Annotated in this window: 12 protein-coding genes; 9 read left to right on the top strand and 3 right to left on the bottom strand. The window is 45.1% G+C overall.

Annotation, left to right across the window (positions count from 1 at the left end; all coding sequences use genetic code 11):
• Positions 1–257 precede the first annotated feature (257 nt).
• The 6 genes from ACJ751_RS12445 to ACJ751_RS12420 all read left to right on the top strand — a co-directional run bounded on the left by ACJ751_RS12445 (position 258) and on the right by ACJ751_RS12420 (position 5,507).
• Positions 258–1,217, top strand: coding sequence for a LiaF transmembrane domain-containing protein (locus ACJ751_RS12445; protein WP_407745822.1), 960 nt, complete (start codon positions 258–260; stop codon positions 1,215–1,217).
• Positions 1,218–1,253: 36 nt separating this feature from the next.
• Positions 1,254–1,613 (top strand): DUF4288 domain-containing protein, encoded by a 360-nt coding sequence (locus ACJ751_RS12440; protein WP_407745821.1) that lies wholly within the window; start codon positions 1,254–1,256, stop codon positions 1,611–1,613.
• 30 nt (positions 1,614–1,643) lie between these two features.
• Positions 1,644–2,681 (top strand): sensor histidine kinase, encoded by a 1,038-nt coding sequence (locus ACJ751_RS12435; RefSeq protein ID WP_407745820.1) that lies wholly within the window; start codon positions 1,644–1,646, stop codon positions 2,679–2,681.
• Between the two features lie 43 nt (positions 2,682–2,724).
• A complete protein-coding gene (locus ACJ751_RS12430) occupies positions 2,725–3,465 on the top strand; it encodes a LytR/AlgR family response regulator transcription factor (protein ID WP_407745819.1) in 741 nt (246 codons plus the stop codon).
• Positions 3,466–3,622: 157 nt separating this feature from the next.
• Positions 3,623–4,768, top strand: coding sequence for a T9SS type A sorting domain-containing protein (locus ACJ751_RS12425; RefSeq protein WP_407745818.1), 1,146 nt, complete (start codon positions 3,623–3,625; stop codon positions 4,766–4,768).
• Positions 4,769–5,099: 331 nt separating this feature from the next.
• Positions 5,100–5,507 (top strand): hypothetical protein, encoded by a 408-nt coding sequence (locus ACJ751_RS12420; protein WP_407745817.1) that lies wholly within the window; start codon positions 5,100–5,102, stop codon positions 5,505–5,507.
• 263 nt (positions 5,508–5,770) lie between these two features.
• Here the strand turns inward: ACJ751_RS12420 and ACJ751_RS12415 are convergent, their stop codons facing one another.
• Both ACJ751_RS12415 and ACJ751_RS12410 read right to left on the bottom strand, forming a co-directional pair.
• Complete coding sequence (locus ACJ751_RS12415; protein WP_407745816.1) at positions 5,771–7,489, bottom strand: M28 family peptidase; 1,719 nt, start codon at positions 7,487–7,489, stop codon at positions 5,771–5,773.
• Positions 7,490–7,759: 270 nt separating this feature from the next.
• Entirely contained in the window at positions 7,760–8,863 is a 1,104-nt protein-coding gene (locus ACJ751_RS12410; RefSeq protein ID WP_407745815.1) for an anhydro-N-acetylmuramic acid kinase, read from the bottom strand.
• Positions 8,864–8,960: 97 nt separating this feature from the next.
• Between ACJ751_RS12410 and upp the strand changes: the two genes are divergently transcribed.
• Together upp and ACJ751_RS12400 are read left to right on the top strand one after the other, a co-directional pair.
• Positions 8,961–9,611, top strand: a complete 651-nt coding sequence (gene upp, locus ACJ751_RS12405; protein ID WP_407745814.1) for a uracil phosphoribosyltransferase — start codon at positions 8,961–8,963, stop codon at positions 9,609–9,611.
• A gap of 194 nt (positions 9,612–9,805) precedes the next feature.
• Positions 9,806–10,834 (top strand): PorP/SprF family type IX secretion system membrane protein, encoded by a 1,029-nt coding sequence (locus ACJ751_RS12400; RefSeq protein ID WP_407745813.1) that lies wholly within the window; start codon positions 9,806–9,808, stop codon positions 10,832–10,834.
• A 126-nt stretch (positions 10,835–10,960) separates the two neighbouring features.
• Here the strand turns inward: ACJ751_RS12400 and ACJ751_RS12395 are convergent, their stop codons facing one another.
• On the bottom strand, positions 10,961–11,596 hold the full coding sequence (locus ACJ751_RS12395) for a DNA-3-methyladenine glycosylase (protein WP_407745812.1): 636 nt from the start codon (positions 11,594–11,596) through the stop codon (positions 10,961–10,963).
• A gap of 148 nt (positions 11,597–11,744) precedes the next feature.
• Here ACJ751_RS12395 and ACJ751_RS12390 point away from each other — a divergent pair, with 148 nt between their 5' ends.
• Positions 11,745–12,515, top strand: a complete 771-nt coding sequence (locus ACJ751_RS12390) for an EI24 domain-containing protein (protein WP_407745811.1) — start codon at positions 11,745–11,747, stop codon at positions 12,513–12,515.
• Positions 12,516–12,663 lie beyond the last annotated feature (148 nt).

The raw sequence follows: 12,663 nt of genomic DNA, 5'->3' as shown, positions 1-12,663 counted from the left end.
TCCCGGCAATGTGCCCTGGAATCGCGAACAAATGCTTCCTGCCCACAACTCAATAACTTAAGAACTCAATAACTCAAGAACCAGCTTCTTCGACTCCGCTCAGCATTACTTCCCCGAACTTGAAACTTTGAACTTGAAACATAAAACTGTTTTTACCGGCAATTTCTCCGGTTTTACCGACATATGCCTTCCCCCTGTCGGCCTGCGCTTGCCTGATGACCCTGCGCGGGATAGCTTTGTGTAAAATTATTAATCAAATGCGCGATAAATCACTCAAGGAACAGCGGAAGGCCTTTAGAAGAGAAAACAGGAAGGCGGGGCTGAGAAAAGGAAAAAGAAGCGGTAGTGTGCTGGCCGGCCTGCTGTTAATGTGCGTTGGCGGCTTATTACTGGCAAAGGCCTTTGGCGTCCCCTTTCCTGAATGGATGTTCACCTGGCCAATGATCGTGATCGCATTTGGCTTACTGGCTGGCGCCGGTAATGGCTTTCGCGATCCGGGTTGGGTAGTTATTTCAGGCGTAGGTACCGTATTCCTGCTGCAAAGAATATGGCCCAACACAAGCATCTACATGTTCCTTTGGCCAATTCTCATTATAGTTTTAGGTTTTATAATCATTGTAGCCCCCCGCCGGCACCGCATGTGGCACGATCGCTGGGAAAAATTTAAGGAAATGAAGGAAGCAGAAGGCTGGGGTAAAGACGAATGGCGGAACTGGGCTGATAAAAAAGACTGGCGCAGGTCTGAATGGAAAAGCTGGGCCCATAACCAGGGCTGGCAAAACACCTCACAGACAGAGCCTATTCAATCTGTTCCTGTAACTGACAACCCAAACCCTGAGAACACCACCATTCCCAATAACCCCGACTCAAAAGGGGGCTTCGACAACTGGGTAGAAGCGGTGACTGTATTTGGCAACATCAAAAAACGGGTATATTCAAAAAACTTTAAAGGCGGTGATGTGGTATCCATCTTCGGCGGAGTAGAAATAGATCTAACCCAGACCGATTTCAATGGAGCAATAACTATCGAGATGACCCAAATATTCAGTGGCGCCAAACTCATCATTCCGCCCCACTGGCAAATACGCTCTGAAATGATCGCCATTTTTGGTGGCATTGAAGACAAGCGCCCACCACAGGCCCACTATGACGAGAATAAAGTACTTATTTTAAACGGTACTACTTTCTTCGGTGGCCTTGAAATAAAAAGTTACTAATAATCTTATTCCTCCCAACCATTAAAAATCTATGATATGAACTGGTTCCTGGCAAAAATAGTATACCAAATCGTTTGCGGAGAAGGTGATCACACCGCCCAATTTGACGAACAGTTGCGACTGGTGCAGGCCGCTGACGAAAACGAGGCCTTTGATAAAGCAAAAGCAATAGGTGAACAGGAGCAGGAGATGTTCCTGAACCAACAACAAAAACTGGTGACCTGGCAGTTTGTGAATGTATGTGAGTTGTATAAAATATCAGCGCTTATTGACGGTGCTGAATTATATTCTCGGATACAGGAAACCGGTAATGCCGGTTCGTATATTGATCTGGTAAATAAAAAAGCCGCTCATATTAAAGCTGCCAATACGCATAAGTATTTACAGTTATTCTAGTATCTTACCTATAACCAACTTTAATCAAACGTGGCACTATCACCACTTGGCACATTCAAGAACAAGATCATTTTCGTAGCAGCCTGGCTTGCCTGGTCGCTGATGCAGGTTAAAATATTGCAGGATTGGGGACTGCCCGGGCGCATAGCCGCTATGGACAGCCTGGTGAGCAATCTTTTGTTAGCGGCGATCACCGTTCTTGTTATTAATAACCTTAAGTATTACCGGCCCAAAAAGGGAAAGTACATTTATCTCATCATCGTTTGTGCAGTAAAAGCCTGGTTGTGGAGCGTGATGGTGAAATATGTCATGCAAAACATTTATCCCGATGAAACCGGGTACCTGCAATTCCTCGACCGGTTTATGTCTATCCGGTTTGATATTGCCTTGCTGATAACCTTATGTGTAGCCCTGATTAGTGAGTTGTTCTATACTCTGGAAGAACAAAAAGACAGTGAGCATCGTAAAACCGATGCGGAGAAAATGGCCCGTGAGGCAGAGTTGTATAAACTGCGTCAACAGTTACAACCCCATTTTTTATTCAACAGTCTGAATTCAATCAGCGCCCTGATAACCATTCAACCGGCCCAGGCGCGGAAAATGATACAACAGTTGTCAGATTTTTTAAGAGGGACCCTGAAAAAAGAAGATAACCAGTGGATAAACCTGGAAGATGAATTACAACATTTACAGCTGTATCTCGATATTGAAAAAGTGCGCTTCGGCCACCGGTTAAACACCACCGTTCTCAGTGAAACCTGCGATAAACTGCAATTGCCCAGTATGCTGTTACAACCCCTTGTTGAAAATGCCATCAAATTCGGGTTGTACGATACTACCGACGCCGTGACCATCAGCATTGTGGCTACGCAGGAAAACAATTACCTGGTGATCACCATTCAAAACCCCTTTGATCCCGAAACCTCATCGCCCAAACAGGGAACTGGTTTTGGATTAAGTTCGATACAACGAAGATTGTATTTATTATTTGCGCGGAATGATCTGCTGAACACCCGCCATACCGATAACCAGTTTACCACTGTTATAAAAATTCCTCAGCCATTATAATCGTTCCCGAACTTTGTATTAACAATAGAAAAAACGCATATAGATGAAAAAAGCCATTATTGTAGATGATGAACCTTTGGCCCGGATGGTTGTAAAAGAATACCTGCAAAACCACCCTTCCATTACGGTAATGCAGGAATGTAACGATGGCTTTGAAGGCATGAAGGCGATCATGCAACACCAGCCCGATGTGATCTTCCTGGATATTCAAATGCCCAAGATCAATGGGTTTGAAATGCTGGAGCTGGTTGAACAGCCACCAGCTGTGATCTTCACCACTGCATTTGATGAATATGCGATAAAAGCATTTGAAAGCCACGCCGTAGATTACCTGTTAAAGCCCTTTAGCCAGGAACGTTTTGATAAAGCCATCGAACGCTTAACAGAGCGTGATACCGCCGCGGCTACTAACAATACCCGCGACCTGCTGGATACTGCAGCGCAGGGTCCCCAGCAAAACCAGCGCATTGTGGTTAAGACCGGTAATAAAATAAAGATCATTCCTATTGATGATGTGCATTACCTGGAAGCAGCGGATGATTATGTAAAGATCCACACAAAAGAAGGCGCTTTCCTGAAAAATAAAACCATGGGGCACTTTGAAAAAGTATTGAACCCGCAACAGTTTGTACGCACTCACCGCTCGTATATGGTTAACGTGCAGTTGGTTACCCGCATCGATCCTTATGAAAAAGAAAGTTACCTGGCCCAGTTAAAAACCGGGGCACAGGTACCAGTTAGTAAAAACGGATATGCCAGGCTGAAGTCGGTTTTAGGCATTTAAATATACCCCTCCATACATACGTAACCCATACACGAATAAGGCGTAACACTTACTTATAAATACACATATCACTTAATTAATATAGTTCTACCTCGAGGTACTGGTTCTTCTGTATACAATCGGTGTTTTAATACCTACACTAATTAACACCATAACCATGTATCCAGTACCCGTACTCCACGGCAACAAGATTGCCATGCTCTTATTTTGCTTTGTATGTTTCAATGCTTCTTTTGTAAAGGCTCAATGTATTGACACCACTGCCAACCCCACCGTTTCGGCCAGCGTATCAACCGGCGCAAGCATTTATTCTTTCAACAACCCATCAAATGCACTGGCCAATGATGCCAGCCGGGCTACTGCCACATCACTTCTCCAGTTATTTGGGGACGAAACAACTGATTACCTGCAGGTTAAAGGTTTCGGATTTAATATTCCTACAGCTGCTTCCATTTGTGGCATACAGGCGACAGTGGTAAGAAGCGCTTCGAATGTGGATCTGTTGTTTCATACATCCAGCGTAAAGGATATCGATGTGCGCCTTATGAAAGGCGGAGCCCTCACTGGCATTAACGAGGCGCATACTTCTACCGAATGGCCTTCTTCAGATGGCAATGCTACGTACGGTAGCAATAGTGATCTCTGGGGTATCAGTTGGTCGCCGGCAGATATCAACAGCAATAACTTTGGTTTTTCCATCTCAGCCAAAATTCACGGCACCGTCTCTCTCTTCCCTGCCGCCCGGATCAATTACATCAGTATGACCGTTTCTTATTTAGACCCTACTGTATTATCAACGCAGGCTTTGCAATTTCGGCTAGCCAATGGCGCCAATCATTCAGCGGCACTTTCCTGGAAGCTGAATACAACTGATGAAGGAGTGACATATTCTGTTGAACGGTCGGTAAATGGAATGAAGTGGCAACCGGTACAAGGCTTACCACAACAGAATTTTCACGCAGCTATGTTCTCCTTTATTGATGCGCAGCCTTTACCCGGCCAATCGTTTTACCGGTTAAAAATAACCTTCTCTTCAGGGGAAGTGCGTTATTCAACCATACAGTCATTTGAATATCTTGATAGCTTATCCTTAAAGGGCTATCCTAATCCTGTTACAACTATTATCCAGGTAGCGGGTGTTATACCAGGTGAACGGGTGGCGCTGACAGATCTTTATGGAAAACGTTTGTTTTTGTCGGCCCCGGCGAAAAATACAATTATACAGCTTGATGTGGCTCATTTACAGCCAGGTATGTATGTTATAAGTGCAGGAAACAGGAAAATGAAGATCCAGAAAAAATAAGTAATAAAGCACGTGAATAACGGTTGGACATCATGACCTTTTTATACCAAAACCCGCTACCACAGCGGGTTTTGTATTTTCATTCGGACCTTACCCATCCTAAAAACAGCCTTATGTTGATTTTTGGGTGGCGATATCCCGTTGTATGTTTGCATTACGAAACGTAACAAACAAACACCAACCGGTGTTCTTCTGGTAAAAATACGTTGCTTCCCTCCGCTTAGCCTACGCATTGATTGCCTTCCACGATTGTAAAACTCCATATTACGCGATTGTAGCTTCAATAACACGACGTAGTAACAGATCAATAACATATATAAACTTTACAATTATGAAAAAGGCAATGAGGAATTTTGGTATAGCATTAATTGCTTTAACCTTAGGCTTTTCCACTGTAATTCTCGCAAACGACGGAGATAAAAAAGATAAAACCAATCATACAACAGAACTGAAGTTCATCGGAAACCTGGAGAATCAACCTGTATTCCAGTTAGACCTGACCAATTCAGAAGAGGATGAGATCGTTGTGACTTTCCGTGATGAAGCTGGTAATGTGATTTATGCAAATACCTTCAAAGGCGCTAACATCAGCAAAAAATTCATGCTGAAGTCTGAAGAGTTTGGTGATACTGCATTAAACGTATCAGTTAGATCAAAGAAAAACAATTCAACTGAAGTATACGCTATCAGCAGAAACCATACATATGTTGAAGAAACAACAGTTAACAAACTGAAGTAATTAGCAGTCCAGTCATTCAACTATTACATAGAGATTTTCACAAGAGCATCGGTTATACCGGTGCTTTTTTTTGGCCTCGCGAAATTCAAGCCTCGCTTAATCGTGAAACGGCAAACGTGAAACGTGAAAGGGCTCGCGACAGGGTAACACTCCTCACTATTTTTATTCTCATTTCATCCTTCGCCCTTTATCAACCCTGTCAACGCTATCAACTTTCTTCTTCCTGGTCAACTGGTCAACTGGTTAACTGGTTAACTTGTCAACTACAACTGAGAAACATATATACCCATTTGCTCCCTAAGTTGCTGTTGACCATTTTCAATAGCCTGTTGCACTTGTTTACCAGCGGCTGATGCGGGAATATCAATAGCGGTTGCCAACGCTTTTACATACCAGTCGCACCACACTTCCAGGATATGCTGTTCTTTCGCTTTCTCATTACCGGCCTGTACGGCTTTTTTGCTTAGTTCAAATTCTGTTTGTAACCGTTGTAACCCATTGCGGGTAATGTCTTTGATAAGCGCTGTGGCGGTTTTATCGTTGGCAGTGGTAAGCAGATAGGCGGTGGTCAGGGCGCTTTTGGCAACATGTTTCATTTCGATGGGCGATACCATATCGAGCCTGTCGACATCGGTATGATAGAACACATCCGTAAAATGCCACATCAGCAAACCGGGGATCTTTGCATTCAGAAAAGGCGTATGGTCGCTGCCCCCTTCAAAGGGATTGGTGCGTACCGTCCAACCGGTTTTTACGGCTTCATACAAACACCGGTTTAACAGCAGGTCGTTGAAATAATGCGGGAACAGGTTTGATTCCTGTAACTCGCCACCACCCCATTCGGTGTGTTTCTCGTTCCCACGCGTCCATATAGCCGAGGGATCGGGCATTTTTTCAATCAGGAAGGTGCCGCCGGTCTTTTGAATATCCTCCCCTACCATATCCAGGCTCAGGCCCCATTTAATGCCCTTCGCTCTTATTGAATCATCCTTTATATACCGGTGGGTAGAAACAATTTCATCGCCCCACAAAAAGGTAATGGTGCGTTGTGGTGTTACTTTTTTCTTTCGCACCAGCTCAGCTGTGGTTCGCGCCATTTCGGCCAGCGTACCCACACCGGATGCATTGTCATTGGCGCCCGGCTCCTGTACATGCGCACTGAATACAAACCGTTCATCGGGTTTTGTTTTGCCCCGCACATTGGCTACCAGTGTCAATTCTTCCGACGCATAGATCTTTGTGTTAACCGTCACTTTCAGGGATACCGGTCCCTTTTCCAGCGCGGCTTTCAGTTTTTCTTTTGCTGCATACGATAACAGTACGCCCCATTTTTGACTCAACGAATCTGTATAGCTGATACCCTGGAACTGTATGGAGTTGGTATATTTCGCCGGTTGGTTGTATTTGGGCATGGAATATGCCACTGCCCCAACGGCGCCGTTCTTAATGGCATTATCGTACACCCCGCCAATACCGCCTTCGGCCATTACAATTTTCCCCTTCAGGTCTTTTCCCTCCATCTCTTTGGCGCTGCCTTTGCCAATGTACACCAGCTCAGCAGTTACGCCTTCTGCGGGTGTAGATGCCGAATACATCGCAATCATATTACGATTTGTCTTGAATTGCAACAGCGGTTCTTTGTCGCCAACAATATATACACTGGCATCAACGGGCTCCCAGGTAACATGGTTCATGGGGCGTTTTTCAATGCGGTAGGTAAGCGTGGCCGTTGCTTCGCCATTGGTTTCTTTTGTATAGCCGGCCTGTTGCAGTATTTTTTCTACCTGGTAAATGCTTTCATTAAAACCGCTGTTACCGGCCAGGCGCCAGCGTTGTTCAACAAACCAAACAGTGTTGTATGCCTGTTGTTCATTGAAAGTTTTTTCTAATATCTTGAAGTACTTTTTTTCGCTGGGGGTGATTTGGCCCTTTGCAGCTATCAATAGCAGGAGTGATAGGGATAAAGAAAGGAATTGTTTCATGATAAGGTCTTTTATACTGTTGCCGGTCGCCGGTTTACAGTTGAGGTTTTCCAACTTGAGTTGGAGTTACAAGTTACAGGTTTCTCATGAATCGTGAAACGTCAAACGTCAAACGTGAAAGGATTCCCGAAATTCCAACCTCACGCCTTCTTTTCAACCTGTCAACTTGTTAACTTGTCAACTTATCAACTTATCAACTTTATCAACGCTATCAACTTTTCTTCCTCGTTAACTGGTTAACTGGTCAACTGATCAACTGGTTAACTTACCCTACGCTTCCTGTCCTATCCATACCGCACCACCAATGCTACTACGGGTGGCGCCGGTAACTGAAGACAGTACATTGTTTTCTTCGCGCCAGCGCAGAACGCCTATCAGGGCCATAATGAGCGCCTCCTTAAAGTCGATCAAATTCTTTTCAGCTGTCACTACTTCCACGCCTAAGGGCTGTAACGTAGCCTGTAAGCGTTCCAGTAAGAAGGTATTATGGGCGCCGCCACCGGTAGCCAGCAGCTTCTTTTCCGTAGTGGCTAATGGCTGTTTTTCCAGCATGGCTTTTACCTGCCCGCTGATCTGGATGGCAATGTGTTCAACCATGGTGCGCAGGGTATCCTCGGTGGATGCATTGCTGCTTGTCAACAATGGGTACACCACATCGGTACCAAAATCATTGGCCAGCGATTTGGGATAGGGCAGCTGGTAATATTCCAGCTCATTCAACATCTTCAACAAACCGGTATACACGGTGCCTGAAGCGGCCAGCTGACCGCCGTCATCATAAGGTTTGCCCGCTTCCTGCGCCAGCATGTTCATGACCCGGTTGGCCGGACAAACGTCAAAGGCGAGGTATTTATCGGGATGATTGTAGGAAATATTGGCAATTCCGCCCACGTTCAGGAAAAAGGTGTAATTGCCCAGGAGCAATTTCTCTCCAATAGGAACAATGGGGGCGCCCTGTCCGCCGAGGGCAATGTCCATGGCGCGCAGGTCGCTAACGACATTAATACCGGTAACGGCAGCTATGGCAGCGCCATCGCCCAGCTGGCCGGTCATTTTTTTGGCAGGCACATGAAAGGTAGTGTGCCCGTGAGAGGCGATCAACTGTACCTGGTACTGCAGGTTATGGCGCTCGATGAACGCATTTACCTGCTCTCCGATATAATGTCCGTATTCGGTATGCAACAGCTGATAATCCAATGCGTTAAGGTCAATGGCGCCTTTTAGTTTTTTCGCCCACTCTTCTGAATAAGGATAGCAATCCGCCGCTTTTATTTCATATTCCCACACGCCTTTACTTTCGTGAAATTCAATAAAAGCGATATCCAATCCGTCGAGAGAACTGCCGCTCATTAAGCCGATTGCCCGATATATCATAACGTTTGGTAGATTTCTGGTATTAAAAAAGAATATTTTAGAATAGATTTGCCCGTCAAATTTCATATATCGCCATACAAAATCCAAAACTCTTCTCATGGTTATCAACCTTAGTAATGAATGTTCCCTGGTTTGTGACTGGATCAGCGAGATCCGGGATGTTCAAATTCAGACGGACCGCATGCGGTTCCGGCGTAACCTGGAACGTATTGGTGAAATAGCCGCTTACGAGATCAGCCGCAAGCTGGTGTATGAAGAAAAAGACGTACAAACGCCGCTGGGCATCGCCCCTACCCGGGTGATGAAGGAACAACCGGTACTGGCCACTATTTTGCGGGCCGGGCTGCCTCTGCACCAGGGTTTGCTGAATTATTTCGACAAGGCCGACAACGCTTTTATTTCGGCTTACCGTAAACACAATCTGGATGGCAGCTTTGAGATCAGTCTGGATTATATTTCCTGCCCCGAGCTCGAAAACCGGGTGGTGATCATTTCAGACCCCATGCTGGCAACCGGTTCTTCCCTGGTAAAAACCATTCAATACCTGCGTGAAGAAGGACACCCGCGCGAAATACACGTAGTAGCAGCCATTGCCTGCAGCGTGGGCATAGAATATGTGCAACGCAGTGAGCCGAATGTTAAGATCTGGTGCGGAGCTATTGACGAAGAACTGACCGCCAAAGGATACATTGTTCCCGGACTGGGAGACGCCGGCGATCTGGCATTCGGAACCAAGGTGCAGATGTAAAAATACTATCGCTTTTTACTAGTGCAAAAGCACTATCTTTTCCTGTGCCAACCCTTTCTTTAAAAATATAGTATACATTAGCCATTTCTAATTTTAAGTAATTATTCCCGTGCGAAAAATTAATACTTGATTGTACCGTTATATGCTCTGACGTGTCGTTTTTTTTTCGTATTTTGTTATTAGACTCACCATTTATGCGATTGAGGAAATTTTATATTGCGATTCTACTTTGCACCCTGCTGAAAACTGCGGTAGCCCAAGACCCCAATTTTTCACAATTCTTTGTTTCTCCCCTTACTTTGAACCCTGCTTTGACCGGTAAATTCAACGGCGATTTCCGCATAGCCGGTAACTACCGTGACCAATGGCCCGCAATCAGTAAGGCTTTTGTTACATCCACTGTTTCTTTTGACGCGCCTATTTTGCGTAACAAGATCTCAGACCTGGATACATGGGGAATAGGGGTACTGGCAATGACAGATAAAACAGCTAACGGTATCCTATCTACTAATTTGCTCTCCGTATCTACTTCGTACCACAAGGGTATCGATGAAGATGGGTTGAACTCAATTGGTATCGGCTTTCAGGGTACTTACAATACAAAAAGGCTCGATGGCACCAAACTGAACTTTGAAGATGAGCTTGACCAGTTTGGCGGCTGGACCAACCCCAGTGGTGAAACCATTAATGACCGTCAAATTAACCTGAGTTACTTCGATGTGTCAGTAGGCGCCCTGTTCAATGGTTCTACCGATGGTTATAACAACTACTACCTCGGCGTATCCGGCTATCACCTTAATAAACCAAAGGAATCATTTACCGGCGATATCTTTTATACATTAAATCCGCGGGTAACCGTAAACGCGGGTGGTTCTTTGCCCCTTGCCGACAATACCCGTAATCTTTATTTCAGTGCATTGTACAGCCGGCAGGCAGGTGCTACCAATGTTGTAGCCGGTGGTGCTGTGGGATTCAATGTGAACGAGGATGAAGAAAACCCCACCAGCTTTTACGCAGGTTTATGGACACGTTTCAACAACGTGAACGACGCCCTGATCCCCTACGTTGGCCTGGAGTTTAGCGGGTTCAGACTGGGTGCTTCATATGATGTTAATATTTCGAGCCTGAAAGCGGCTTCACAAAGCCGTGGGGGTATCGAGATCTCACTCATCTTTATAAAACGCCCGCCGGGTTATAAAGGCATTCCTTGTCCGCACTTCTAGCAACATAAGATATTCAATAGATAAAATGGAAATGCCGTTAGATAAATTCTGGCGGCATTTTTATTTTGAGGCAAAAGGGCAAGGGCAGAGGGCAGAGATACCCTCCGATAAATTGCGGGATTCGCGTTAAGCGTTCTGCGTTCCGCGTTCAGCGTTTTGTGCTTTCTTTCCGCTTACATATGGATTGTCTTTTAGTATAAACCGGTAGGGTAGTTTTGCATCTTCGCCGGCATAATCAACGCCAATACGCGGGGTGGCTATGATGTCTTTTTTAGCGACTACAAAATCGTCTTCGGCAATGTATATTTCATCGCCCAGCAAATTGACGCCGGTATGACCGGTATTTATTCCCAGCGCTTTTGACACATTGCCCGGGCCTTTGGTGAGGGTATAGTCGGCCCGGTGTTTGCCGGTCCGCTCCAGCATGGTATTAATGCCGTGTATAGGATCCAGGGCCCGGATCAGGATGGCATGAGGAGTATCTTTTACGTTGGTGACCACATTAAACAATTGGTGGATACCGTAGATAAGATATACATAGGCAACACCACCGGGCTGGTACATCACTTCCGTTCTATTGGTCCTTCTGTTGTTAAAAGCATGTGACGCCCGGTCAATAGCGCCTGCATAGGCTTCGGTTTCTACAATCCTGCCCGAGGTTATTACTTCCCCAAATTGAGTAACCAGTATTTTGCCGATCAATTCTTTCGCTATCTTCACCACATCGGCACGATTATAGAACCCGCTTGCTAACTTTTTCATTGGCGTTAATGAAATTAATATAATAACCTATAAGCATGTATTATAATCAAAATTGGCTGATTGCGGATTCATTCCATGTCCTAATTAAAATATTTACTAAGTTTGAGCCCGCCCAACAATAGATACAGAAAAATCAAATTTATAAAACTTGCTGAAAGAAATCGTTACCGCCATTCAGTCATATGCCAGGGCACATCGTTTTATCCGGGAGCACAAGCTTTGGAAATGGATCATAGTGCCCGGGATCTTTTACACCCTGTTGTTCATTGCGGGTTTTTATTTCTTCTGGGTCTCCAGCAGCCAGGTTGTTTCCGCTTTTAATCACTGGCTGGGCATCGACCGCTGGGTGCATTCGCAACGCAGCCAGATCCTGAGTTTTATATTCCTGATGGGTGAAATTATGGTGCGGCTCATCATGATGCTGTTCTATTTTTCCCTGTTCAAATACCTGTTCCTGATTATTGGCTCACCGGTTTTTGCCTACCTGAGCGAAAAAACCGAATCCATTATGGAAGGAAAAGATTTTCCTTTCAGCTTTAAACAACTGTTTGCCGACATCGTGCGGGGCATTAAACTGGCCCTTCGGAACACGCTGTGGCAATCTGTATACACCGTTTCATTACTGATACTTTCTTTTATTCCCCTTGTAGGCTGGGTAGTACCGGTAACCACCGTATTGGTAGAATGCTATTATTATGGCTTCTCCATGCTGGATTACAGCTGCGAACGCCACCGCCTGTCGCCCGGTGAAAGCATCGCTTTTATCAGTAAACACAAGGGACTGGCCATTGGCAATGGCATGGTGTTTTACCTGATGCACCTGTTTCCTATTATTGGCTGGGTGCTGGCGCCGGCTTATGCAGTTGTTGCAGCTACTATAAGTTTGTATCATCGCGATGATAAGGTTGGCATGGAATAGAAATTAAGAATGAGAACCAGAGAAATAAAAATGAAAAAGTCAGAAAGCACCATATATTTAATTCCTTCTGTTTTGCAGGAAACTGCAACCGAGACCATTCCTGCATATGTTAAGGATGCAGTAGGCCAATGCCAGGTATTTTTTGTGG

The sequence above is a fragment of the Niastella sp. genome (genome assembly GCF_045805085.1).
Lineage (GTDB): Bacteria > Bacteroidota > Bacteroidia > Chitinophagales > Chitinophagaceae > Niastella.
This window is presented reverse-complemented; position numbering and strand designations above follow the sequence as displayed.